The organism is Sulfurovum sp. TSL1 (genome assembly GCF_019972135.1).
Taxonomy (GTDB): Bacteria; Campylobacterota; Campylobacteria; order Campylobacterales; family Sulfurovaceae; genus Sulfurovum.
Genome location: NZ_BPFI01000001.1, coordinates 1,527,366 through 1,550,994, shown reverse-complemented (window position 1 = coordinate 1,550,994; position 23,629 = coordinate 1,527,366). Strand labels below are relative to the sequence as shown.

Below are 23,629 nucleotides of genomic sequence, written 5' to 3'. Positions count from 1 at the left end.
ACTTTTAAATTTTTTGAGTCTATGTTTTCTTTTATAGTTTACCTTATAAAACATCCCAATATAGAGCATTTTATAAGGTTTTCTTTTGAAGGGCACAAATCTATGGCCCGCAAACGTCGCTATGCCGAATAACCTTATAAAATATGTTAGATTATAAGGTTTTGATTTCTATGTATAGTCCTTTCCTGATATCATGAGATTTCGGATATACTTTTATAGTATAAAAAAAGGTGCAGTATGAACAGATTATCTATCCTAGGAAGATTTGGTAAAATAATTGCCAACCTGGCTCTGGGAGGTTTCGTCTTCATCATGATCGTATTTGGAATAGTGGCCTATCTACTTAAGGACTATAAGGAGCCGGGTATAGGCTATGATAACCATCCCGCACTGAGTAACCCTGCATATGAAAAATATCGTGATCATCTTATGGACGCCAGTAGGGATTATTACAGCTCAGATGACCTCTATTATTTTATTGCCAAAGAGGTCAAAGAGAATATTGTAGAGAGATGTATTGACAGGGACCTCAAAGAACATAATATCACGGATACCTCCGGATGGCGTTTTACGATCAATGTAGAAGAGGACTACATTAGAGAGAATAACATACTGGATGATGTCGTAAATGAAAAGTTCTCCAAAAGCATGGATAGGTCCGAGGCACTGAATTTGAACAGATTCGTTCTCCAGAGATCTTATGAGTACGATAAGCAGATAGACTGTAACCGCTCAATGGATGAGACTTTCGAGATCTATGTGAAAAATTACAGGAAGAGTCTTCCTTCGTGGAAACTCGATGAAGTAGGGATGGACTGGATAAGCTATCTTTTCTTTAATTACAGATAATTATAATGACCTTACGTAAATACATATATCTGATTTTAATAATCAAAGTATACGTTGCTAAGTAAACATAGGAACTTGTAACACCCTATAAAATATATAATAATATAAGGTTTTCATTTTATTAATGAATAGGGAATTATTTAAATAGACTGTCAGTGGAATTGTCAATAAGTAACGCCTATTATCTACTGACATTTAATTTTTTTGTTTTAGTTAAAAGGGTATAAAACGCCTAAGATACCGAGTGTTTCAAGGAAATAGGCAAAATCTTAGATTCGGTTCGAATTCTTATGCGTGTACCACTTCTTTCAACGTACCTATTGTACGCTTCCATCAAATTACGTAAAATCTGAACACAACCAATAAGAAGGCTCTATTTTACTTTAATACATCTTTTTTAAACAACCAAGCCCTAACCAGATTTATATTATAATAATATCAAATTATTCAAGAGAGCTTTTTATGAAAATCCTACTCATTAACATCAATCCTGTCGTCTCAAGATTGCTTGCGCTTTGCACGAGAAATGAACACATACTGTTGGATGAAGTAGTGAGTGCAGATGCAGTGGATAAAGTTTCGTATGATATTGTTTTTGTGGATGAAGCTTCTTATGTGGATGAGGTTCAAGCTCTACTTAAAACATTGGAAGCCAGAAAAAAAGTTTTTATCTCTTATGCCGGTGAAGCGATGAAAGGTTTTGATGCAACTGTCAAGAAACCATTCCTGCCTTCACAGATCATCAACATGATTGAAAGTATACCACTGAACGATTTCGAAGAAACCAAAGAAAATATTGTAGTAGTAGAAGAAGATATTTCAATGGTTTCTTTCTCTTTAGAAAATGAAGAGGCAGAGAATGGAGTTTTGGAGGATATTTTTCCTTTGTCCGAAGAAGATGAAGCGTCTGAAGATATGTTGGAACCGGAAGAAGATGTGAGTCTTCCGGAAGTACTGAACAGAGATGAAATAGCAAAGATCAAAGCATTGTTACATATGGATGATGAGATGGAAGAGAATGAAGATGCACTCTCTTTGAGCGATGATGAATATGAAGCACGCAAAGTGAAAGTGATCAAAGAGCAGCTGATCGCTGAGGGATTGGAGATCGTAGAAGAAGATGAAATAGTCGAAGAGTTGAGCAATGATGTTACTGAAGAGGTAGACGGGACACCCACTAAAACAAAGCAGAAGAAAGAAGAGACAGGATTGAGTGAAGAGGAACTTTTTCGCATTGAAGAAGCGATCATGGCTGCACTGGCTCAAATGAAGCCTAAAAAGATAAAAAAGCTTTTAAAAGGTAAAGAGACAAAAATCAAAATTAAATTAGAGGATGATCAATAATGCAACAAGGTGCTATTTTAGTACTCTCAGGTCCAAGCGGTGCAGGTAAAAGTACCATTATCAACGCAGCATCAGATGAAATAGGTGAATATTATTTTTCTATATCGACGACCACGCGTGTTCCCCGAGTAGGTGAAGAAGAGGGTAAAGATTATTTTTTTGTCACCAAAGAGAGTTTTGAAGAAGATATCAAAGCGGGAAACTTTCTTGAGTATGCGGAGGTGCATGGCAACTACTACGGTACATCACTCAAGCCTGTAAGAGAAGCTTTGGAAGAGGGAAAACTGGTGATATTCGATATCGATGTACAGGGGCATAGACTTGTGCGTGCAAAGATGAATGACATCACCACCTCAGCATTTATCACACCGCCGACATTGAAAGCATTGGAGACAAGACTCCGGGCACGATCTACAGATGATGAGTCTGTGATAGTCAAGCGCATTGAAAATGCAAAAGGTGAGATACAAGCGGTCGGTGAGTATGATTTTACGATTATCAATGATACGGTAGAAGAAGCGACAAAACGTTTTGTGATCGTTGCAAAGGCTGCTAGATTGAAACAAAGTATAGAAGAAGAAAAAAAATTTATAAGACAATGGTTAGGTGAAAAGTAATATTAACTTTATTGCAGTATAATTATTCAAATTAATGCTCATTGTAGCGAATATAAAGGATTGACATGGGTATGCCGAGTATGCCAGAATTACTAATCGTATTGGCGATTGTTGTGCTTCTTTTTGGAGCAAAGAAGATTCCAGATCTTGCTAAAGGTATGGGAAAAGGTATTAAAGACTTTAAAAAAGCAATTAAGGATGATGAAGAAGAGCCTAAAGAGATCGCTTCCAAAGAAGAGCCTAAGGTTGAAGCTTCAAAAGAAGAGAAAAAAAGCGAAAACGCTTAAGTGCGATACTGAGTACTTTGTGACTCGGTATTGAAAAACTCCTCCAAATAGCTATGAAGCTATTTTCTACTACAATTCCATATTAACTATGACGGAAAACCGATGAAATTAAAATTACAAATCAATAACGTGATCAAAGAAGCTTTTTCCAAAGCGGGTATAGAAGCCGAGCCTATGAGTGTAACTGAAGCAACAAAGCCTGAGTTTGGAGATTTTCAGTTTAACGGTGCGATGGCATTGTCTAAAACATTGGGTAAAAATCCAAGAGAGATCGCAACACAACTGATAGAAAATCTTGATTTAACAGGCATAGTGGCGAAAGCAGAGATAGCAGGACCGGGATTTATTAACTTATGGCTGAATCCTTTTTGGCTTGCTTCGCAATGTGAGTTAGCCCGTCAAGATAGTAGGCTTGGGGTAGAAGAACGTGAAACACCCATCAAGGTAGTGGTAGACTATTCTGGTCCGAATATGGCCAAACAGATGCATGTAGGACACTTGCGTTCGACGATCATCGGTGATACACTGGCAAACCTTTTAACCTATCTAGGGGATGAGGTTATACGTCAAAATCATATCGGAGACTGGGGTACACAGTTTGGAATGCTTATTGCCTATCTTGAAGAGATACATGAAGAGGGTACGGTAAGTTTGAAAGACCTCGAGCAGTTCTATAAGGATGCCAAAGGGCGTTTTGATGAAGATGAAGGTTTTGCAGATAAAGCCAGAGAGTATGTGGTCAAAATTCAAAGTGGGGACGGTCATTGTTTGGCGCTTTGGCAGAAATTTATAGATATCTCTTTGGGACACTGCGAAGAGGTATATGAAAAACTGGGTGTCAATCTGACACGTGACGATGTCCGTGCAGAGAGTTTTTACAATGATGACCTGCATAGTGTGATCAGTGATTTGGATGCCAAAGGGTTATTGACGCAGAGTGATGGTGCACAGTGTGTCTTTTTAGAAGGTGAGGAAGTCCCGGTGATCGTTCAAAAAGGTGATGGAGGGTATCTTTATGCCACTACCGATCTTGCGGCACTACGTTACAGAGCAAAGACACTGGGGGCACAGCGTATTGCTTATGTGGTGGATGCAAGACAGGGTGAACACTTCAAACACGTCTTCAGAGTGGCTAAAGAGGCCGGTTTTGTCCCTGAAAATGTGAAGCTTGAGCATATTGCTTTTGGTACGATGATGGGTAAAGACGGAAAACCATTTAAAACACGTGAAGGCGGGACGGTCAAACTCATTGAACTGCTTGATGAGGCTGTTATCAAAGCCAAAGAGACGATCAATGACAAAGAGAGCTATTCGGATGAAGAACTAGAAGCATTGGCGAAGACCATAGGGATCGGAGCCGTCAAGTATGCGGACCTTTCGATCAACCGTGAATCCAACTACATTTTTAACTGGGACAAGATGCTGAGTTTTGAGGGTAACACTTCGCTCTATATGCAGTATGCCTATGCGAGGATCCAAAGCATCTTCAGAAAGTATGGCGGCCCAATGGAGGGTGAAATTATCATCGGCGATACGTTGGAGCATAGACTCTCTACGATGCTGCTTCGTTTTGAAGATGTACTGAACCGTGCAGCAGTGGATGCCTCACCTAACCAGATCACCACCTATCTGTATGAGTTGGCAACACTGTTCATGCGTTTTTACGAACAGAACCCTATACTCAAAGAGGGTATAGAGGAAGCCACAAAGATGAGCCGTTTACTCTTGGCTGATCTGACAGCCAAGACGATCAAACAAGGATTGGATATACTGGGGATCGAAACTGTCGATAAGCTATAATATCTACAAAGTAGCGCAAAATATCGAAGGGCTTTGGCCTCTTCAAAGGGAGAAGTACGTATGAAAGCACTTAGTGTTTTAGCGGTCTTTGCTACGCTTGGTATCCTCTTTTTTCAGTATTATCGAAACAAAAATCTCAAAAAACTTTTGATAGCGTTTCTCACGTTTGGCGTGATCATTGCATTGGCAGTCATGGGAAATGTAACACGACAGGTCCTGCCTTTATACCTGGCGCATATGATATTGACCGTGATTTCATGGGGTGGATTGATACTCTATCTTGTAAGAGACAGATATGTTGGGTGGCTGATCTTTTCACCGCTGGTGACTATTGGATTGTTCTTGTTATTGGAATGGTTTGCAGGATCAGGGCACGAGGAAATACTCCCCGTGCATTGATCTTTATGCAGGATCATTATCCTTCTTTTTCTGATTCTCAACCAGTTCATTTAAAAATGTTTCAAGTGAATAGCGTTGTCTGTATTCGGGTATCATGATATGGATCAGTATATCTCCCAGATCAGCGACGGACCACTCATCACTCGAGTCTGATGCAAGAAATGCATCCCCCTGTTTTTTGAGCTCTGTTTTCAGATGGTCAAAAAGTGCAAGGGTGTGCTTAGGGTTGAGTGAGTTTGCGATCACTACACGTTTTGCGATGTAATCCGCATCATCAAGGTTAAATACTTCTATCTCTTCCGCTTTCTTGTCATCAAGTATTTTTACGATGTTTTCTATTCTTTCGTCTATTGTCATATGGTGTTGCCCTTCTAATATATGTTTGACAGATTCTCTGATCTTTTCGTCAATAAATTGTAAATCTTTCTCTTCTCTTATTTGGGTTGAACTCACAGGCGCTTCTATAGGAAGAAGCTTCCAGCTCTTAAGTTCATCCGTTTCCAAATGATGATCGTCACGTGTTGCTATCACCCAAGTCACTGTTTCATTCAGCCATTCAAAGGCATGCCATTTTGTCAATGTTGACAGGTTGTCAGATCCTATGATCAGATACTTGACATCGTATGCCTGGTTAAAATGTTTTACACTTTGTGAGGTTACCGTACTTTTGCCCTCTTTGATCTCATAATCATCTACTTTTACACGATCTATAGGGTCAAATAGCGTATGACACCATGCAAGCCGTGTAGAGGCATCGGCCAGTGTAGATATTTTAAAAGGGTTCAGATAGGCAGGTACGACAAACAGTTGATCGATCTGTAAGTTCTCTACAGCTTTTTCAACGATCAGTTGATGTCCTTTGTGCGGAGGGTCAAAACTCCCTCCAAAGATAGCTATAGTAGGCTTTTGATGATTAACCAAATACTAACCTCATTTACTGTAAAATTGCATAATTTTAGCATAATAATCATAAGGGTAAAGTATGGCTGTAAAAGTAGCAATTAACGGACTGGGAAGAATCGGTAGATGTGTGGCGCGTATTATTGCAGATAGAGATGATATTGAACTTGTTGCGGTGAATGCTTCGGGCTCTGATGAGATGATCCAATACAACCTAAAATATGACTCTGTCCATGGAACACGTAATGATGTCACTGTGGCCGACGGGTATCTGAATATCGGCGGAACGAAAGCAAAGATCTTTGCTGAACGTGATCTCTCTAAGCTGGATTTCGCCTCTTGCGGTGCGGATCTTGTCCTGGAGTGTACAGGAGCATTCCTGACAGCGGAGAGTGTACAGCCTTACTTGGACAACGGTGTCAAGAAAGTGGTTTTTTCCGCACCGGCAAAAGATGACACGGCTACCTTCGTACTTGGTGCCAATGCCGATGATTACGCAGGAGAAGCGATCATCTCAAATGCCAGCTGTACGACCAACGGACTGGCGCCTGTGGCAAAAGTGCTGGATGATGTATTTGGTATAGAAAAAGGATTGATGACCACGATTCACTCCTATACTTCTTCGCAGCCTATCTTGGATGCCAAGCATAAAAAAGATCCTAGAAAAGGGCGTGCTGGGGCAACAAATCTGGTACCTACGACAACGGGTGCAGCCAAAGCCATCTCCAAAGTGCTTCCGAATCTTGCAGGCAAGTTGAACGGACAGGCGATAAGAGTGCCGACACCGGATGTCTCTATGGTCGATCTGACAGTGACACTCAACACAAATGTGACGGTCGAAGAGGTACAAGCCGCCTTTAAAACGGCCAGCGAAGGTTCACACAAAGGTATTTTAGGTGTGGACGAAGAGTACAGGGTTTCTCAGGATTTTTTAGGGGAAGAGTTGAGTGCAGTCGTACCGCTCGATACGATCCAGGTGATAGGGGACAACATGGTAAAAGTCCTCTCCTGGTATGACAATGAGTGGGGATACTCCCGCCGTTTGGTAGACATGGCAGTACACATCAGTAAAAAGTAAGACAGGAAATAGATGAAAACATTAAAAGATTTGAAGGTTGACGGTAAAAGAGTTTTTATAAGATGTGATTTTAATGTCCCTAAAGATGAATTTGGGAATATTACAGATGACAGACGTATCCGTTCTGCTTTGGCAACCATCCGTTATTGTATAGACAGAGACTGTAAAATCATTCTTGCTTCTCACTATGAAAGACCAGAACCGGGCAAGTATGAAGAGAAGTATTCTTTGGCACCTGTAGCCAAAAGACTGCGTACACTCCTCAAAGTAGACAATGATATCTTTATGGCGGAAGATGTGGTAGGTGAGGACGCTAAAGCTAAGGCAGCCGCTATGAAAGAGGGTGATGTACTTTTGCTTGAGAATCTTCGTTATGAAGCAGGGGAAACTGAAAATGATACGGCATTTGCAGAGCAGTTGGCAAGTTTTGCAGAGTTTTACGTGAATGATGCATTTGGTGCCTGTCATAGAAAACATGCTTCTATTGATGCGATCACCAAATTCTTTGACTCAGACCATAAAGCAGCAGGTTTTCTTATGAGCAAAGAGATAAACTTCTTCTCTAAGGTACTTGAAAATCCTGTACGCCCCTTTATCGCAGTGGTAGGTGGTTCCAAGGTATCAGGAAAGCTCCAGGCATTGACAAACCTTATCAATAAAGTAGATAAGATCATCATAGGCGGTGGAATGGCATTTACGTTCCTCAAGGCACAAGGGTATGAAGTAGGTACTTCATTGGTTGAAGATGATCTGTTGGATGAAGCAAAACGCATTATGACCAAAGCCAAAGAGCTGGGAGTCAAATTCTATTTGCCGGTTGATGTGGTGGTAGCACCGGAATTTTCAGAAAAGACGACAGTGAAATTTCTCCCTATACAAGAGATACCTTCAGATTGGATGGGATTGGACATCGGACCTGCCTCTTCAAGGCTTTTCCGTGAAGCACTCAATGATGCTCAAACGATCATATGGAACGGTCCTATGGGCGTGTATGAGATGGACAGATATTCAAAAGGAAGTTTTGCGATGTCAAATAACATTGCACAAACACATGCAACGACGATCGTTGGAGGCGGGGATACTGCCGATGTGACACAACGTGCCGGTGATGCAGACGAGATGACCTTTGTAAGTACAGGTGGGGGAGCAAGCCTGAAACTGATAGAAGGTCTTTCTCTACCAGGTATAGAAGCACTTCAGTAAAAGGATTTTGATTGATTTTTGCAGCAAATTTTAAAACGAATCATACCAGAGCATCAACGGAAAAATACATTGACGTATTGAATACAAAGTTGCTTGCAAAAAAACCTGAAGACCAAGTCTATATCTTTCCTCCGGCCACGGCTTTAGGCAAGTATGAGGGTGATTTCACTATCGGTGCACAAAATGCTTATCCTGTGCAAAACGGTGCGTTTACCGGGGAAATAGGTACAGAGCAGCTTGATGAATTTGGTATCAGAACGATACTTATCGGACACAGCGAAAGAAGAGAACATCTAGGCGAGTCTCAAGATAAAATAGCACAAAAGTTTGCATTTTTTAAAGAGCAGGGATATGAAATACTCTACTGTATCGGTGAACCGCTTGAAATAAGAGAAAAAGGTGATGAGGCTGTGATGGAGTATCTGCTTGCACAGTTTGATGGCATTGACATCAGCTATAAAGAGCTTATCGTTGCCTATGAACCTATTTGGGCTATAGGCACAGGAAGATCTGCTACGGTTGAAGAGATAGCTACTACGCATCAAGCATTAAAGCAAACCGTACAAAAACCACTACTCTATGGAGGCAGTGTGAAGAGATCAAATATTCAGGAGATCACGGCTATTCGAGGTGTGGATGGCGTTTTGGTTGGGTCTGCATCTTTGGATGCGGAGAGTTTTGCTGCGATGATAGGAGACAAGTAGAGCAAAGCGCTACTTTGCCGCGTTTAAAAGTGAGTCATGTACTCACTTTTAGTGCATCTTTTTATTTAAAGAGATCCTCTAGTGCTGATGTATCGGTCGTTTTTGTCGGTTCTGCAGTGTCTGAACTGTCTACTTGTCTTTCTGTGACCCCTTCAATTTCGTTCAATTCTATCGTATATCCTGTAAGCATAGAGGCCAGACGGATATTAATTCCTGATTTACCGATCGCTTTTGCTTTTTGATCACTGGTAATGTTAACCACTGCTTTTTTCTCATCAGCATCGACTTTGATACTCTGTGAAATGGCAGGGCTTAAGGCTCGTGTAATGAACACTTCAGGGATAGGTGAAAATTCGATACAGTCGATATTTTCACCGTTAAGCTCTTCACTTACTGCATTGATACGTACACCTTTGACTCCCACAGCTGCACCGATAGGATCCACATTCATCTGCTCTGTCTTCAGTGCTATTTTTGCTCTTTCACCAGGGATCCTTGCTGCAGCCACGATCTCTACGACACCGTCATCGATCTCCGGGACTTCATTGGCCATCAGCGCTTCTAAAAATTTTGGTGAGGTTCTTGTCAGCTCCAGGAAAAGACCATGATCCGGATCAACACTTACATATCTTAGAAGTGCACGTATAGTGTCACCACGTTTAAATTTTTCGCCTTTGATACGGTTTCTCTGGGTAAGGATACCTTTAAGTTCACCGATCTCAACATGTGTATTGTCATCTGCATCCACACGGTTCACAGTACCTAACATGACGGTACCTACCTTTTCTTTATATTTTTCAAACAGGTCTTGTTCGATACGTCTCTGTACATGGTATTCAAGTTCTCTGAAAAGATTTGCTGAAGCCGTACGCCCGTGTTCTTCCAGGATGAATTCCTCTTTTAACTGGTCTCCCACTTCTAAAGAGTCATCAAACTCTTTTGCATCGGAGAGCGCGATGAAACTGTCTGATTCTATTTTCTGCTTGTTCCCTTCTTTTCCTACTTCTACAAAAAGTTGTCCATCATCATCAGCTACAACGGTAATGACCTTGTAGATAGAGTATTTTTTTGTATCATTGTCTATATTGACTTCAAAGGTACTTGTAAAACTTGTCAGCTTTTTAGCCGTATTGATCAAAGCATCTTTAAAAGCCTCTATCGCATGCTCTTTGGAGATATTTTTTTCATGTGCGATTGCTTCTATAATGTCTAATATTTTTTCCATTGTTTTTTCCTATTCATAAATGTTTTTCATAATCAATACAATATACCGCTACAAGAGGTAACATAACAGTGTCAATAACGTCTTGGGAGGTGTTGTTTTTGAAGTTGATTATTATAGCTAACCAAAGCTTTACAGAAAATAAAGTATAATTGTTATATAAATCGGAAGAATAAATAATATAATTTAAAAGGTACCCATAGATGAAACTGAAACTTGCTAGAACCACACTTAAAGCGAAGCCGAAAACGATTGAGTTGCAAAAAATAGAAGACGAGCTGGCGAATAGATCTATATTTTATTTTGATAAAGATAACTCGCACAAAGAGCTGAAAGAGTTGATTGAATATTTTGAAGAAAAAGGTTTCTCTGTATATATGAGAGAAGTCAAATACGGACTGGATGAAAATGAATATATCTACGAAGTACATATTATCGCATAAGGCTATTTCTAAGGTAGGCTTGGCATAAAGCATGGTTTTTTGGGCTTTGACCCAGAAGACTACCCCATTAAAGAAGAGATAACATTTGAGTAAAAAATTATTTATAGAAACACTTGGTTGTGCGATGAACGTTCGTGACAGTGAACATATGATCGCAGAATTGAACCAAAAAGAATCCTACGAAATCACTGAAAATCTAGAAGATGCTGACCTTATTATCATCAATACATGTTCTGTCAGAGAGAAGCCTGTAGCAAAACTCTTTTCAGAGATCGGTGTATTTAACAAACATAAAAAACCTTCCGCAAAAATAGGTGTGACAGGATGTACCGCTTCGCATTTAGGTGATGAGATCATTAAACGTGCACCTTCGGTGGATTTTGTACTGGGTGCAAGAAATGTCTCAAAGATCACTGAAGTGATCAATAAAAAACATGCCGTAGAGGTCAGTACAGATTTTGATGAAAGTACCTATGCCTTTGGCGAGTACAGAAGCAATCCGTTTAAAGCGATGGTCAATATCTCCATCGGATGCGATAAGTCCTGTACCTTCTGTATCGTACCTGCAACACGTGGAGAGGAGATATCTATCCCTTCTGACCTTATCGTACAGGAGATCACAAAAGCTGTCGCTACCGGGGCAAAGGAAGTGATGCTTCTCGGACAGAATGTCAATAACTACGGAAGACGGTTCGGCTCCGCTGAAGAGCGCTGTGACTTTACGCAGTTGTTGCAAAAGATCTCTAAGATAGAAGGATTGGAACGTATACGATTTACCTCTCCTCACCCTTTACATATGGATGATGCTTTCATTCAGGAGTTTGCCTCAAATCCTAAGATATGTAAACAGATACATGTGCCTTTGCAAAGCGGGTCTACTTCACTGCTGAAAGCCATGAAAAGAGGGTATACCAAAGAGAACTTCCTGAACCGTTGTGAAAAGATTCGTACACTGTGTCCTGAAGCAACCATCTCTACCGATATCATCGTAGGATTCCCGGAAGAAAGCGATGCAGATTTTGAAGATACGATGGATGTACTGGAAAAAGTACGTTTTGAACAGATGTTCTCCTTCAAATACTCTCCTCGTCCGCATACTGAAGCAGCAACATTTGATGATCAGATCGACAGCGATGTAGCAGGGAAGAGATTGACACGACTTCAGGCACGACATACTGAGATACTGGATGAGATCATGGATGCACAGTTGGGGACGGTACACCAAGTCTATTTTGATGAACTTAAACCCAACGGAAGGGTTTCTGGACGTTCTGATGACGGTAAACTCTTTTTTGTCCAGGGAAGTGAAGAGCTTTTGGGTAAAATAGTAGATGTCAAAGTGACGAAAACCTCTCGGGGTGCTCTTGATGGAGTGCTTGTTTAGGAAAGCCAATGTTTAAAACACTCTCACGAAGCATTGCTCAAGTCATCCTCCCCCCGCTGGGCTATCTTCTGATGCGTTTTTACTGGATGACCTCTAAAAAAAACTTTCATATCACAGGTGAGATTACACAAGAGCAGTCCATTGTTATCTGTTGGCACGGTGAACTGCTGATGTCTCCCCAAGCCTATCGCTACTTTCATAAAAAACAGTCAGCTTCGGGGATCATCTCGAGGCATTTTGATGGAGAGATGATCGCAAGGATACTGATGTATTTTTCTATCGCACCTTTGCGAGGGTCCAGCAGCCGTGGAGCTGCTCAAGTGTTGAGAGAAGCGTTCAGGGCATTGAAAAAAGGGGATGATCTTCTGGTTACGCCTGATGGCCCCAGGGGTCCACGCCACAGTATCAGTGATGGCGCTATCGCTTTGGCACATAAGGCCAAGGCACCGGTATTGACAGTGAATTACGTACCTAAGGCGTATTGGCAGCTTGAAAGTTGGGATAAATTTGTCATTCCCAAACCTTTCACTACCATCGATTTCTATTTGGAGAATGTCTCTTTGGAGGGAATGGAACAGGATGAAGCCAGAACATTTCTTAGAGAAAAAATGTTAACACATACGGTGCATTAAAAGATGAAAGATAAACTTCAAGAGGCATCCGAGGAGTTTTTGCATTATCTGTTTGATGTCAGAGGGTATTCTGAAACGTCTATCGTGACGTATGAGATAGCCTTAAGGCAAATGCTCGAAGAGAGTCATGTCTATAAAGAAGATGGTTTCACTGTACTGGATATCACCCCGTTTCGTTTTAAGATCGTTAAAAATCATAAAAAGACCATCGTAAAAAAACTCTCCGCAGTACACTCTTTTACAAAGTATTTGGCAGATCAGTGTCAACTGCGTATCAAACTTATAGGAGATGAGACTATAAAGGTACCCCAAAGCCTTCCAAAGCCTATTGAAGAGAATTATATAGAAGAGGTTTTAAGTCATGCCGATGTAGAGGGGAAATTGCTTATCTCAATGCTGTATGGATTGGGATTGCGTATCTCCGAACTGAGTCATCTTAAACTTGAAGATATCAAGGAGGGATGGATACAGATCCATGGTAAAGGAAACAAGGTAAGAGAACTGCCTCTATTGGATAGTCTACAAGAACTTATTCACTTGTATATCAAAAGAAGATCCCCCAAAAAGTATCTGTTTGAAAAAGGTTCTGCGCCTATGAACGCTGCACAGTTACGTTATATGCTTACAAAACTTTTCAAGGCACAGGGGTTGAAAGTGACACCGCATCAACTGCGACACTCTTTTGCCACGCATCTGCTCAATCATGGGGCACGTATCTCAGATGTGAGTGAACTGCTTGGGCACGAAACGATGGCAACCACACAGGTTTACACAAAGCTTGGAAGCGTCAAAAAAATGCAGGAGTATATGAAAGCGCACCCCTTGGCAAATGCTGGGCATTTGAGTGAGGAGTGAGGAATTAGGAATTAGGAGTGAGGAATTAGAAATTAGAAATTAGAAATTTTGGGTTTATATTTTCTTTAAAAAGGTAGGGTCTGATCTTCGCCGGTACTTTCAGCACCCTGCAGAGCTCTTTAAATTTCTTTGGCATATCGACTGTGAGGAAAGGTGCAATGAAGAGCAGGTCCTCTTGCAGTGCTATACTCCATGCTCCGCCTATGACCAAAGAGGATTCTTTTTCTATTTCCTGGCGTTGAGGAGCAGAGAGAAGGTAGCCCAGTTTTTTGAGTGTAAGGTCTGCCGCTTTGACTTTGGCAGCGGGGGCATGGAGCTTGACAATGTGCAGCAGCTTGTTGCTATAGAGTGTTTGAAAACCGCTTTCAAGTATCTCTTTGTCTTTTCTCAGGTATTCCATACTGCGTTGAATGCCTTCTTTATACTCAGATATCAATGCATCGGAGAAGTGTTTTCTGAACTTGTTGCGTTCATAGCTTTCATCACTGTTGCTCTCATCCACAAAATAAGGATACGCATTTGTTTGCAGATAGTGCAGTAACTCTTCTTTGCTGTAGGTAAGCAGCGGTCGTACGAGCGCATAGTGTCCTTTTTGTGTGACCGGTTCAAGGCCCAGCAGTTCACTCAAGCCCGCCCCTTTGCTAAGACGCATAAGCAGCCATTCCAACTGATCGTTAAGCTGATGTGCTGTGATCAGGGTGTCGTAGCCCTCTATGGTGATGAGAGATTCAAAAAACTCATAACGGAAGTCTCTGGCCTGTTTTTCAAAATGGCTGTGAAATGTCGGGGCTTTAATGCTGTGACAGAAGAGTTTATGTTGTTTAGCCAGTGCTTTTGCATGCATCTCTTCTTCATCACTTGTTTCGCGTGTACCATAATTGACGATGGCGATATCGAACTTTATTTGGTACTTTAAGAGTAAAAAGAAAAGTGCAGAGGAGTCCACACCTGCGGAAAAAGCCAATAAATTCTTTTTCCCTTTTAGGTGTGAGAGGTCGAGTGTGAGCATAAGCTTGTTTAGAGTGCCTTGATCAGTGTGGCAAGCAGCTGGGACCCTACCAACTCGGTGACTTTTGCCTCATACCTTTTGCCGTACTCTACAGGAAGGTCAGAAGTATCGTTGATGAGTATTTCCCCGTCGATATCCACGGCCCAGATGAGCGGCCTTGCTGAAAGCAGGTACTCGTGTTCATCACTCTCACCATCGATGGCAAGGGTCACGGTTTGACCGACCATTTTTTCAAGCGACTTGAGGGTACTTGTTTCTGCGATCTCTCCAAGAAGCTGTGCTCTCTGGTCAATGGTCTCTTCATCGACCTGTTCCATAGCATAGGCAGCGGTCGTCTCCTCATTGGAGTAGTGGAAAGTGTTAAATCTGTCAAACTCGAAAGTTTCCATAAAATCACAGAGTCGCTGAAAGCTCTCTTCACTTTCGCCAGGATGTCCTGCGATCACAGAGGTACGCAAAAAGGCACCCGGTTTGCTTTTCATGTATTCAAGCAGTTCTATGGTCTTTTGCTCTCCAAATCCGCGTTTCATGGTCTTGAGCATGGCATCATCGATGTGCTGGATAGGCATATCATAATAGGTTTGAAAGATCTCAGAGTCAGCAATGGCATCGACAAGTGCAAAAGTTGTCGTACTAGGGTAGAGGTACAGGATACGTGCAGACTGCACACCCTCTATAGCTTCCACCTTTTTGATAAGCTCTATCAGCCCATCTTTAAGTTCCATATCACGTCCGTAACTGGAGCTGTCCTGTGAAATGAATGAGAAGTCGTAAAAGCCCTGGGCTACAAGGTTTTCCACCTCTTTGACGATGGACGAAAGGGAGCGCGAGTGCAGTTTTCCTTTAAAGCTCGGGATCGCACAGAAAGAACAGGCCTGATTGCACCCTTCGGCGATCTTGATGTAGGCATGGTAGTTGGAACCTGTAATGACCCTTCCGGAGGTTTCCGTAGCAAGGTAGACTTCCGGGCTGAAAGTACTCTGTTTCGAAGCGATCAGTTCATCGATCTTCTCATAGTCACCTACACCCGTAAAGATGTCGATCTCCGGCATATCAGCCTGAAGCTCTTCTTTGTAACGTTCGCTCAAACATCCGCTCATCACCAGGATGGAGTTTTCTTTACGTTCATCATGGAGGCTCAGTACAGTGTTGATGCTCTCTTCTTTAGCCGCATCGATGAACCCGCAGGTGTTGACGATGATGACATCGGCTTCGGTGTTGTCATCGGTGATCTCATAGTCTTTGAGACGGCCGAGCATCACTTCACTGTCGACAAGGTTTTTGGTACAGCCGAGACTGACCAGGTGTAATTTTTTATTCATAAATATCTCATTTGTATTTTAAACTTTTTCAGCATTATAGCCAAAAGATAAAAAAATGTATAAGGTTGAAAAAATGTAAAGAATATAAAAAGAAGAAAGAAAGGTTAGAGTCAGGCAAAAGCCTGAACTCTAAAGCAAGTAAAACTTTAAGAAGTGATTCTTAGAAGTTGTAGTTTGCGATCACACGGATCAAGTTAACAGAATCAGTGTTAGGAGCATCTACATCATAAAAAACGTAAGCTGCAGTTAAACCTAGAGAATCTGTTAGGTTTGTCGCATAAGCAACATCGATCTCGTCAGAGTCAGCAGTAGCTGAAACGTTTGCATATGCGGCAGCAATGTTTCCACCAAGTGCATCCATGTTCGCACCTACAACGAACTTATCTTCATCGTTTTGTCTCGGTACAAGTTGATCAATGATCGTGTTTGTGTAGAGTACTGATGTTGTCCCACCAAGTTGACTCATCGCACCATCTTCTGTAGTAGAGTAAGCAGCCATAAGGTTGATACCGCTAACAGCACCAGTCAATTTCGCACCGAATGCAGTCATATCATCTGGTAAACCTGCATCAAGCATACCACCCTGGATTGCAACACCGAAGTTACCTGCATCGTATGCAGCATCACCCCATAGGATATTTAAATCATCATTCGCACCCATATCTGAACCAAAGTAGTAAGAACCTGTCAATGTCAAGTTTGCGATTGACTTGTTTTGTGCAGTGATCATCCAAACACCGTCTTCATCATTCAATGAATTGAAGTCTGTTAAGTTTTGTGTGTGACCCCAACCATTAGTGTTAGCACCGGCGATCCATCCACCAACGATCGTTGTGTTTGAAATATCAGTATTTACCACTGTTACTGCATCAAATGTATTTGCAAATACATTCCAGTTTTCAGAGTATGCAAATGGTGAAAGTGATGCTGGAAGTGTCTGACGACCCGCTTTGATACCTGTGTTACCAAACCCGTAAGTCAAGTAAGCTTCAGAGATCCAACCACCATCAGTAAAATCATCTACATCGTTACCACCATTAGCAACACCTTGTGGAGTATTAGATACGATAGTGTTTTCTAGGTTAAGTGTTGCAAGTCCGTTTACTGCAAAACCTGCACCGATTCCAGCTACAACATCGTTATTTGTTGCTCTAAGTTGGATACCAGCGTCTGCTGCTGAAGAACCTTGAGAAAATAAGCTGTCATCAGAACCATCACCAGAAAGTCCTGCTGTAGCATCGTCTGTTTGGTAGTAAACTACTGCATTTCCACTAAATTCCCAACCAGATGCAACTGGTGCTGGTGTTTCTACTACTGGCTCAACTGGAGCGATATCTCCACCAGCCATGATCATTGTTGACGCTACTACTGAAAGTAATAATGTTTTTTTCATTGTAATCTCCTTGAATTTGTTTTGAATACAACCTAAGTATAACCTAAATTCTTGAATAATGTCAATAAAATTAATAAATAGTTAACAAAAAGTTAATAATTATGTAGAAGCCCCGTATATACGTGGGGTTTAGAGGAATAAAGAGAGAAAAAGATTTACCTCATGAAGAGATTTTTAGATGGTTTTTAAGCAAATAAACCGTTTTTTGAAAGATTTTGGTTAATGATTGTGAATATTTTTAGGATTATGTTTGAAGAAATGGTGGCGCCAGACGGAATCGAACCGCCGACACAAGGATTTTCAATCCTTTGCTCTACCAACTGAGCTATGGAGCCAACTTAAAGACAGGATGTCCGTTTAAGTGGATAGAATTATAACAGCTGAAACTTAAAAATCGACACATAAAATAAAAAATAAATTATTTTTTTAATTCTTTTACCAATGCCATAAAAGTTTCACCTCTGTGCTTGTAAGAATTGAACTGATCAAAACTGGCTGCAGCAGGAGATAAGAGGGCGACACTCTCTAGTGTATGCACTTGATCTATCTGTTTTACAGCATTTTGTATGGTTTGTGATGCTATAGCATTCACATGGTATCTTTTTGCAAGGGTTAAAAGTCTGTCAGAATTTGCCCCTATAGTATATAGTGTAAGGTTAAGCGGTGCCATGACTTCAAAAAGAGGGGTCAAATCTACTCCCTTGTCATCTCCACCCAGGATCAGATGGATATGTCTGTCGGCATAGCCTTTGACAGCCTGTATCGTGGCATCAAGATTGGTTGCCTTGGAGTCATTGACCCAGAGTCTACCTTGCGCATCATTGAGCTCTTCTTGTCTGTGTGCATCGAGGGTAAAGGTATTCATCAACGTATAGTCTGCTTCATCAAACAGTACTTTTACTACTGCAAGCGCTAGCAGTGCATCCTGCAAAAAAGCACCTTTGAAACGCAACTGGCTGCTATCCAGCCCAAAATAGGCTTCAATAAATGCATTGCTGTCATACTCAACAACATAGGCATGTGTCTTTGGAATGTTCAACCCTTTGGGTATGAGTGCCAGTTCTCCCTCTTTCATGGTCAGCAGAGGTCTGAGTTTGTCGGCCTCGTACGCTTCAGATGTTTCATGCCAGTCTAGATGATCCGGGGTGATAGGAAGCAGAAGATAAATGTCCGGTGTAGCTGTTTTGGTATGATGCAGGGCGAAAGAAGAGCTTTCCAGTACCCAGATAGGGGCACTCGTATCGAGCTCAGCCAAAGGCGTACCGATGTTACCCCCGCTCAGAGCACCGCGTTTGGCCAAAAGGTGCGTGAGCATCTGTGTGGTCGTAGTTTTACCGTTGGTCCCGGAGATCCAGATGCTAAAAGGCATTGCTTTGGCAAAGTAATCATATTCGCTGAGCAGGTTTTTGGCAGATCTGATCAGTGGATGATCGGGTCTGAGGCTGGGTGTGGTGACTTCCAAATGACTTTTTTCAGGGTCAAAAAGCGCAGAAGGCAGGATATGATTACCTGCTTCGTCAGTATAGGCTTTTGTGACATTGTCATCAAAAAACGTACATCCGCCCCCTAGTTTTTTTGCGATCGCTTTGGTGGTGAGTCCGTAACCAAAGAGTGTGGGTTTTATCTGTTCCATATTATCTGAACTTAAACGAGATGAGTGCAAGTATATTTGCAATGAAAGAGATCATCCAGAAACGGATGATGATCTTATTTTCCGCCCATTTTTTGAGTTCAAAATGGTGGTGAATGGGAGCCATAAGGAAGACACGTTTTCCACGCAGTTTGAAACTTCCTACCTGGAGTATGACCGAGACGGTTTCGATGACAAAGATGATACCTATAAGGATAAGCAGGATCTCACTTTTTCCTAAAATGGCAAGATAGGCCAAAAAACCACCGATAGCAAGACTGCCTGTATCTCCCATAAAGATCTCTGCAGGGTAGCAGTTGTACCATAAGAAACCGAACAGACCGCCGATAAGTGCGGCAGAAAGTATCATGACTTCCCCCACACCTTTGATATTTGGGACCAGTAGATACTCACTGAAGATAGCATGTCCTGTGACATAGATGATCAGCCCCAATGAAACCAATGCAATGATGGAAGGTACGGTCGCCAGTCCATCAAGCCCATCGGTAAGATTGACCGCATTGGTCGTAGCTAAGAAGACAAGTACCCAAAAAGGAATGGCTGCATACCCTAGGTCGAAGAGAGGTGTTTTGAGAAAGGGTACATAGAATTCTGTCGGGAATCCTCCGTAGAGGAGCAGCCCTGTAGAAACTGCTGCAATGATGATCTGTAATCCCATTTTGCCTTTGGGTGTAAGGCCTTTCAGGTTGTCCCCTGCAAGTACTTTTCCCAGATCATCTTTAAATCCAACGAGGCCAAAACCAAGGAGCGTGATAAATCCGCCCAGTATATAGATGTTGGATAGATCTACCGTAAGCAATGCAGCAATGAGCGTAGAGACTAGAAATACGGCACCTCCCATAGTCGGTGTCTTTCGTTTCCCTTCATGTGCAGGGACATATTTGCTGATGGGTTGATTGGCATTTTTTGAGATAGCCCAGGCAAGGTATTTGGGCATGATAAACAAAGTCAGTATAAAAGCGAGAAAAAATGCAACACCTGCACGTACTGAGATGTATCCGAATAGATTAATATCTAAGAGTTGGGAGAGTTCGTATAGCATGGTCAACTTTCGTTTAAAATTTTGTATTAAAGATTTAAGAAAGTTTATTTTACTATTATTTCAATTAAATACTACGAAAAGAAAAAATATGAAACAAAAAACAGTTTTGATCATCACCGATGGCATAGGGTGTAAGCCTGACAGTACGTGTAATGCATTTAAAGATGCTACGAAACCTACCTATGACAGACTTTTTGAAACAGCGCCAAGAGCACTTATCTCTACCCATGGTTTGAGCGTGGGTCTGCCTGAAGGTCAGATGGGAAATTCTGAAGTAGGGCATATGACCATAGGGGCTGGGCGTATTTTGTATCAGGACCTGGTAAAGATCTCTTTGGCACTTGAAGATGGAAGTATAGAAAAAAACCAGGCACTCAACGCTATTTTGGAGAAGAGTGACCGTGTGCATCTGATAGGCTTACTGAGTGATGGAGGTGTACATTCCCATATAGAACATACGATCGGCTTGGCAAAACTTGCAAAAAATAGAGGGAAAAAGATCTTTTTACATTTGATCACTGATGGAAGAGATGTAAGTCCTACTTCCGCTAAAACCTATGTGGATCAAATAGAAGCGATCTGCGATGAAGATATCTCTATTGCAACGATAGGCGGCCGTTTCTTTACGATGGACCGGGATAACCGTTGGGAAAGAGTGGAAAAAGGGTATCGTGCTATTGCTGAGGCTACACCGTCCACACCATTGAGTCCGGAAGACTACATTGATGCGAGTTATGCAAAGAATGAAACCGATGAGTTCATTGAACCTGTCGCTTTTGGAGCATATGAAGGGATGCAAGAGGATGATGTGGTACTTATAACGAATTTCCGTTCAGACAGGGTGCGTGAGATCACAGCTGCTTTGGGAGATGCACATTTTGATGAGTTTGCATGTAAGGCCACACCGCTCAATATCGCAACGATGACAAAGTATGATGCAAACTTTCCCTACCCGATACTTTTCCCTAAAGAGGCACCGAAGCATACTTTGGCAGAAGTGATCAGTGATGCAGGACTGAGACAGCTTCATACAGCAGAAACAGAAAAATATGCCCATGTGACATTCTTTTTAAATGGCGGCGTGGAAGAGCCTATGATAGGAGAGAGCAGGGTGCTCATACCCAGTCCCGATGTGAAAACCTATGATATGAAACCGGAGATGTCAGCGCCGGAGGTGGGTGAAGCGGTACGTACGGCGATGGATGAATCGTATGATTTCATCGTAGTGAATTTTGCCAATGGGGATATGGTAGGGCATACAGGTAACTATGAGGCAGCACGTCAAGCGGTAAATGCGGTTGATAGGGAACTTGGCTTAATATTTAACAAGGCAAAAGAGGATGGGTATGCCGTGGTACTTACGTCTGACCATGGAAACTGTGAAGAGATGAAAGACAGTGAAGGACATGTTCTGACCAATCATACGGTGGGTGAAGTATGGTGTTTTGTTGTGGCTGAAGGCGTCACAGAAGTCAAAGAGGGATGCGGGTTGAATAATGTTGCACCTACTGTCCTCAAACTGATGGGCTTGGAGATACCTGAAGAGATGGATGCACCACTGATCTAAGACGGATTTTTAGATCAGCAGGAAAAAAGCGCCTTTTTGATCTTTTCAAACTCTTCATAATCATCAGGCGTGATTGTATCTGAGTAGATAATATGATTCAGCTGCTCGAGGATATGCATTTTGCTGAGTTTGTCATCACATAAGGCATCATTGATAATAGCAATGTGCTCATCAAGGTCATATTCTTCTTGTAATGTTTCTTTTAAAAATGTTTTTGCTTCCTCAGGACTGCAACCAAAATCCATTTCCATAAGCTTACAGAAAAGCGGTGTTTCTTTTTCGATATCTCTATCATCAATTTTGATGATATGTGCGAGTAAGGTAGCTACTGATTTTTTAATTTTATTTTCCATGTATCTGTCCTTTCTGCAATTGTACCATAAAAACATGGTACAATTTTATCAAAAGTATAAAAAAAAGGGTCAAAATGAAATTTACAGGTCATAATGTTTTAGTCACGGGAGCAAGCAGAGGGATAGGCGCAGAGATAGCGAAAAGTCTTGCAACTTTTGGTTTGAAAGTCTGGGTCAATTATCGTTCCGGAGAGGCTGAAGCAAAGGCTGTAAAAGCGGCGATAGAGGCTGAAGGCGGTAAAGCTGAAGTGATAGGTTTTGACGTAAGCGATGATGAAGCTTTTGTGGCAGCAATGAAAAGCATTGTTGATACAGACGGTGAGCTTTCGTATCTTGTGAACAATGCAGGTATTACCAAAGATAAACTGGCGATGCGTATGAAAACCGAAGAGTTCATGGATGTGATCAATGCAAACCTGACATCAACATTTATAGGATGTCGTGAAGCACTCAAAGTGATGGGGAAAAAGCGTTTTGGTTCTGTAGTGAACATCTCTTCTATCGTAGGTGAAACAGGGAATGCAGGCCAAACGAATTATTCGGCGAGTAAAGGCGGAACGATCGCGATGACAAAAAGTTTTGCGATAGAAGCTGCACCTAGAAACATCCGTTACAATACGATCACTCCGGGCTTCATCGCGACAGAGATGACAGATGTGCTTAAAGATGAGATAAAAGATGCTTTTACAGCGAAGATACCAATGGGCCGATTTGGTGAACCAAAAGAGGTCGCTGACGCTGTAGCATTTTTACTCTCTGACCACTCTTCTTATATTACCGGAGAGACACTGAAAGTGAATGGCGGGATGTTTATGTAATGTGCACGAAAATTTTCAACGAAAATTTTTCTTCACAAAATACCACAACAGTAATACAGCGACAGCTATGAATACACCTATCATCAGTATGTCACTGTATGCAACCAGTTCTTCTTCAAAATTCTTGATCAGATAGATCCATAGGTTAATAGCCACAAAGGTACTTGCCAGTACAATCGTCAGCGTTACCCGATGCCGAAATCCGATCAAAAACCCTACAAAACTTCCTGCTACAGGACCAGTCATCGCAAAAGGTGTCAATACAAATAAAATGAGTCCAACAACACCATAACGTTTAATGAGAGGTTCATATTTATGGGCATTTATTGTAGATTGTTCCAGGTATCGGCTAAGGGGAGGGTATGAGAGGAAGTCAAGCTTGTTCCAGCTGAATACGAAAAGCGGATATAAAATGAGTACCATAATGGATTCAATGAAAAAATTGAAGAGTATAAGAAAGGTAGCGTTCATCTGTGAGGCTACACCTATAGAGAGTCCTGCCATTCGTCCAAATATGACATTCGTGACCGTGATACTGAGTAACTCCTGAAAATAATCTGAATAAAAAACAGCGCAAAGCAAAAGGAGAATGAAGTAGCCGCCCAATAAGATAAGTCCGAGAAGTAAGATCTGCCCCTCTTTATGTTTTAAAAATGATTGATCGAGTTTCAACAGTTTACCTTCCGTCTGGTCTATGGAATCAAAGTATAGCATGAAATTGCCCTATCATGTAAATAACTTTGAGGTATAATCATAA

Annotated in this window: 24 protein-coding genes and 1 tRNA gene; 15 read left to right on the top strand and 10 right to left on the bottom strand. The window is 41.6% G+C overall.

Features of this window, described 5'->3' with window-relative positions:
* Window positions 1-237: 237 nt before the first annotated feature.
* The 6 genes from LDM98_RS07590 to LDM98_RS07565 all read left to right on the top strand — a co-directional run bounded on the left by LDM98_RS07590 (window position 238) and on the right by LDM98_RS07565 (window position 5,296).
* Window positions 238-849: a hypothetical protein gene (locus LDM98_RS07590; RefSeq protein ID WP_223898801.1), complete on the top strand. Its 612-nt coding sequence runs from the start codon at window positions 238-240 to the stop codon at window positions 847-849.
* A 462-nt stretch (window positions 850-1,311) separates the two neighbouring features.
* Window positions 1,312-2,193, top strand: coding sequence for a hypothetical protein (locus LDM98_RS07585; protein ID WP_223898800.1), 882 nt, complete (start codon window positions 1,312-1,314; stop codon window positions 2,191-2,193).
* A complete protein-coding gene (gmk, locus tag LDM98_RS07580; RefSeq protein WP_223898799.1) occupies window positions 2,193-2,810 on the top strand; it encodes a guanylate kinase in 618 nt (205 codons plus the stop codon). Before LDM98_RS07585 ends, gmk begins: the two co-directional genes overlap by 1 nt.
* A 65-nt stretch (window positions 2,811-2,875) precedes the next feature.
* Window positions 2,876-3,097, top strand: coding sequence for a twin-arginine translocase TatA/TatE family subunit (locus LDM98_RS07575; protein ID WP_223898798.1), 222 nt, complete (start codon window positions 2,876-2,878; stop codon window positions 3,095-3,097).
* Window positions 3,098-3,199: 102 nt separating this feature from the next.
* Window positions 3,200-4,897, top strand: coding sequence for an arginine--tRNA ligase (gene argS / locus LDM98_RS07570; RefSeq protein ID WP_223898797.1), 1,698 nt, complete (start codon window positions 3,200-3,202; stop codon window positions 4,895-4,897).
* 60 nt (window positions 4,898-4,957) lie between these two features.
* A complete protein-coding gene (locus tag LDM98_RS07565) occupies window positions 4,958-5,296 on the top strand; it encodes a hypothetical protein (RefSeq protein WP_223898795.1) in 339 nt (112 codons plus the stop codon).
* A gap of 3 nt (window positions 5,297-5,299) precedes the next feature.
* Here LDM98_RS07565 and nadD read toward each other — a convergent pair whose 3' ends face one another.
* Window positions 5,300-6,217 (bottom strand): nicotinate (nicotinamide) nucleotide adenylyltransferase, encoded by a 918-nt coding sequence (gene nadD / locus LDM98_RS07560; protein WP_223898793.1) that lies wholly within the window; start codon window positions 6,215-6,217, stop codon window positions 5,300-5,302.
* A 61-nt stretch (window positions 6,218-6,278) separates the two neighbouring features.
* On the opposite strand from nadD, the gene gap reads away from it, so the two are divergent.
* From gap to LDM98_RS07545, 3 genes are read left to right on the top strand one after another with little or no spacing between them, the layout of a single operon-like run.
* The gene (gap, locus tag LDM98_RS07555) at window positions 6,279-7,274 is read left to right on the top strand and encodes a type I glyceraldehyde-3-phosphate dehydrogenase (protein WP_223898791.1); all 996 of its coding nucleotides are present in this window, start codon (window positions 6,279-6,281) and stop codon (window positions 7,272-7,274) included.
* A gap of 12 nt (window positions 7,275-7,286) precedes the next feature.
* A complete protein-coding gene (gene pgk / locus LDM98_RS07550) occupies window positions 7,287-8,477 on the top strand; it encodes a phosphoglycerate kinase (RefSeq protein WP_223898789.1) in 1,191 nt (396 codons plus the stop codon).
* An 11-nt stretch (window positions 8,478-8,488) separates the two neighbouring features.
* Window positions 8,489-9,181 (top strand): triose-phosphate isomerase, encoded by a 693-nt coding sequence (locus LDM98_RS07545; protein WP_223898787.1) that lies wholly within the window; start codon window positions 8,489-8,491, stop codon window positions 9,179-9,181.
* A 61-nt stretch (window positions 9,182-9,242) separates the two neighbouring features.
* Here LDM98_RS07545 and nusA read toward each other — a convergent pair whose 3' ends face one another.
* Window positions 9,243-10,406: a transcription termination factor NusA gene (gene nusA / locus LDM98_RS07540; protein ID WP_223898785.1), complete on the bottom strand. Its 1,164-nt coding sequence runs from the start codon at window positions 10,404-10,406 to the stop codon at window positions 9,243-9,245.
* A gap of 200 nt (window positions 10,407-10,606) precedes the next feature.
* Here nusA and LDM98_RS07535 point away from each other — a divergent pair, with 200 nt between their 5' ends.
* The 4 genes from LDM98_RS07535 to LDM98_RS07520 all read left to right on the top strand — a co-directional run bounded on the left by LDM98_RS07535 (window position 10,607) and on the right by LDM98_RS07520 (window position 13,717).
* A complete protein-coding gene (locus LDM98_RS07535; RefSeq protein ID WP_223898783.1) occupies window positions 10,607-10,846 on the top strand; it encodes an HP0268 family nuclease in 240 nt (79 codons plus the stop codon).
* An 85-nt stretch (window positions 10,847-10,931) separates the two neighbouring features.
* Window positions 10,932-12,230, top strand: a complete 1,299-nt coding sequence (miaB, locus tag LDM98_RS07530; protein WP_223898782.1) for a tRNA (N6-isopentenyl adenosine(37)-C2)-methylthiotransferase MiaB — start codon at window positions 10,932-10,934, stop codon at window positions 12,228-12,230.
* A gap of 8 nt (window positions 12,231-12,238) precedes the next feature.
* Window positions 12,239-12,862, top strand: a complete 624-nt coding sequence (locus tag LDM98_RS07525) for a lysophospholipid acyltransferase family protein (RefSeq protein WP_223898779.1) — start codon at window positions 12,239-12,241, stop codon at window positions 12,860-12,862.
* A 3-nt stretch (window positions 12,863-12,865) separates the two neighbouring features.
* On the top strand, window positions 12,866-13,717 hold the full coding sequence (locus LDM98_RS07520) for a tyrosine-type recombinase/integrase (RefSeq protein WP_223898777.1): 852 nt from the start codon (window positions 12,866-12,868) through the stop codon (window positions 13,715-13,717).
* Between the two features lie 25 nt (window positions 13,718-13,742).
* Here LDM98_RS07520 and tilS read toward each other — a convergent pair whose 3' ends face one another.
* The 6 genes from tilS to mraY all read right to left on the bottom strand — a co-directional run bounded on the left by tilS (window position 13,743) and on the right by mraY (window position 20,134).
* Window positions 13,743-14,726, bottom strand: coding sequence for a tRNA lysidine(34) synthetase TilS (gene tilS, locus LDM98_RS07515; protein ID WP_223898776.1), 984 nt, complete (start codon window positions 14,724-14,726; stop codon window positions 13,743-13,745).
* Window positions 14,727-14,734: 8 nt separating this feature from the next.
* Window positions 14,735-16,048, bottom strand: coding sequence for a 30S ribosomal protein S12 methylthiotransferase RimO (rimO, locus tag LDM98_RS07510; RefSeq protein ID WP_223898774.1), 1,314 nt, complete (start codon window positions 16,046-16,048; stop codon window positions 14,735-14,737).
* Between the two features lie 160 nt (window positions 16,049-16,208).
* A complete protein-coding gene (locus tag LDM98_RS07505) occupies window positions 16,209-17,441 on the bottom strand; it encodes a hypothetical protein (RefSeq protein ID WP_223898772.1) in 1,233 nt (410 codons plus the stop codon).
* 259 nt (window positions 17,442-17,700) lie between these two features.
* Window positions 17,701-17,776: transfer RNA gene (locus LDM98_RS07500), tRNA-Phe, on the bottom strand.
* A gap of 83 nt (window positions 17,777-17,859) precedes the next feature.
* A complete protein-coding gene (gene murD / locus LDM98_RS07495; protein WP_223898770.1) occupies window positions 17,860-19,074 on the bottom strand; it encodes a UDP-N-acetylmuramoyl-L-alanine--D-glutamate ligase in 1,215 nt (404 codons plus the stop codon).
* Between the two features lies 1 nt (window position 19,075).
* The gene (mraY, locus tag LDM98_RS07490; RefSeq protein ID WP_223898768.1) at window positions 19,076-20,134 is read right to left on the bottom strand and encodes a phospho-N-acetylmuramoyl-pentapeptide-transferase; all 1,059 of its coding nucleotides are present in this window, start codon (window positions 20,132-20,134) and stop codon (window positions 19,076-19,078) included.
* A gap of 88 nt (window positions 20,135-20,222) precedes the next feature.
* Here mraY and gpmI point away from each other — a divergent pair, with 88 nt between their 5' ends.
* Entirely contained in the window at window positions 20,223-21,701 is a 1,479-nt protein-coding gene (gpmI, locus tag LDM98_RS07485; protein ID WP_223898766.1) for a 2,3-bisphosphoglycerate-independent phosphoglycerate mutase, read from the top strand.
* A 14-nt stretch (window positions 21,702-21,715) separates the two neighbouring features.
* Here gpmI and LDM98_RS07480 read toward each other — a convergent pair whose 3' ends face one another.
* Window positions 21,716-22,054 (bottom strand): TerB family tellurite resistance protein, encoded by a 339-nt coding sequence (locus LDM98_RS07480; protein WP_223898764.1) that lies wholly within the window; start codon window positions 22,052-22,054, stop codon window positions 21,716-21,718.
* Window positions 22,055-22,128: 74 nt separating this feature from the next.
* Between LDM98_RS07480 and fabG the strand changes: the two genes are divergently transcribed.
* Window positions 22,129-22,872: a 3-oxoacyl-ACP reductase FabG gene (gene fabG / locus LDM98_RS07475; RefSeq protein WP_223898763.1), complete on the top strand. Its 744-nt coding sequence runs from the start codon at window positions 22,129-22,131 to the stop codon at window positions 22,870-22,872.
* Window positions 22,873-22,887: 15 nt separating this feature from the next.
* On the opposite strand, the gene LDM98_RS07470 is transcribed toward fabG, so the two are convergent.
* Window positions 22,888-23,586: a small multi-drug export protein gene (locus LDM98_RS07470; protein ID WP_223898761.1), complete on the bottom strand. Its 699-nt coding sequence runs from the start codon at window positions 23,584-23,586 to the stop codon at window positions 22,888-22,890.
* Between the last annotated feature and the right edge of the window lie 43 nt (window positions 23,587-23,629).

Bases quoted from the DNA above. Each gene is read 5' to 3' on its own strand.
- nusA (WP_223898785.1), bottom strand. From the start codon at position 10,406: ATGGAAAAAATATTAGACATTATAGAAGCAATCGCACATGAAAAAAAT.
- murD (WP_223898770.1), bottom strand. From the start codon at position 19,074: ATGGAACAGATAAAACCCACACTCTTTGGTTACGGACTCACCACCAAA.
- pgk (WP_223898789.1), top strand. From the start codon at position 7,287: ATGAAAACATTAAAAGATTTGAAGGTTGACGGTAAAAGAGTTTTTATA.
- LDM98_RS07480 (WP_223898764.1), bottom strand. From the start codon at position 22,054: ATGGAAAATAAAATTAAAAAATCAGTAGCTACCTTACTCGCACATATC.
- LDM98_RS07470 (WP_223898761.1), bottom strand. From the start codon at position 23,586: ATGCTATACTTTGATTCCATAGACCAGACGGAAGGTAAACTGTTGAAA.
- argS (WP_223898797.1), top strand. From the start codon at position 3,200: ATGAAATTAAAATTACAAATCAATAACGTGATCAAAGAAGCTTTTTCC.
- gap (WP_223898791.1), top strand. From the start codon at position 6,279: ATGGCTGTAAAAGTAGCAATTAACGGACTGGGAAGAATCGGTAGATGT.
- LDM98_RS07575 (WP_223898798.1), top strand. From the start codon at position 2,876: ATGGGTATGCCGAGTATGCCAGAATTACTAATCGTATTGGCGATTGTT.
- LDM98_RS07535 (WP_223898783.1), top strand. From the start codon at position 10,607: ATGAAACTGAAACTTGCTAGAACCACACTTAAAGCGAAGCCGAAAACG.
- LDM98_RS07565 (WP_223898795.1), top strand. From the start codon at position 4,958: ATGAAAGCACTTAGTGTTTTAGCGGTCTTTGCTACGCTTGGTATCCTC.
- LDM98_RS07590 (WP_223898801.1), top strand. From the start codon at position 238: ATGAACAGATTATCTATCCTAGGAAGATTTGGTAAAATAATTGCCAAC.
- rimO (WP_223898774.1), bottom strand. From the start codon at position 16,048: ATGAATAAAAAATTACACCTGGTCAGTCTCGGCTGTACCAAAAACCTT.
- LDM98_RS07525 (WP_223898779.1), top strand. From the start codon at position 12,239: ATGTTTAAAACACTCTCACGAAGCATTGCTCAAGTCATCCTCCCCCCG.
- gpmI (WP_223898766.1), top strand. From the start codon at position 20,223: ATGAAACAAAAAACAGTTTTGATCATCACCGATGGCATAGGGTGTAAG.
- LDM98_RS07520 (WP_223898777.1), top strand. From the start codon at position 12,866: ATGAAAGATAAACTTCAAGAGGCATCCGAGGAGTTTTTGCATTATCTG.
- LDM98_RS07585 (WP_223898800.1), top strand. From the start codon at position 1,312: ATGAAAATCCTACTCATTAACATCAATCCTGTCGTCTCAAGATTGCTT.
- tilS (WP_223898776.1), bottom strand. From the start codon at position 14,726: ATGCTCACACTCGACCTCTCACACCTAAAAGGGAAAAAGAATTTATTG.
- LDM98_RS07505 (WP_223898772.1), bottom strand. From the start codon at position 17,441: ATGAAAAAAACATTATTACTTTCAGTAGTAGCGTCAACAATGATCATG.
- fabG (WP_223898763.1), top strand. From the start codon at position 22,129: ATGAAATTTACAGGTCATAATGTTTTAGTCACGGGAGCAAGCAGAGGG.
- gmk (WP_223898799.1), top strand. From the start codon at position 2,193: ATGCAACAAGGTGCTATTTTAGTACTCTCAGGTCCAAGCGGTGCAGGT.
- mraY (WP_223898768.1), bottom strand. From the start codon at position 20,134: ATGCTATACGAACTCTCCCAACTCTTAGATATTAATCTATTCGGATAC.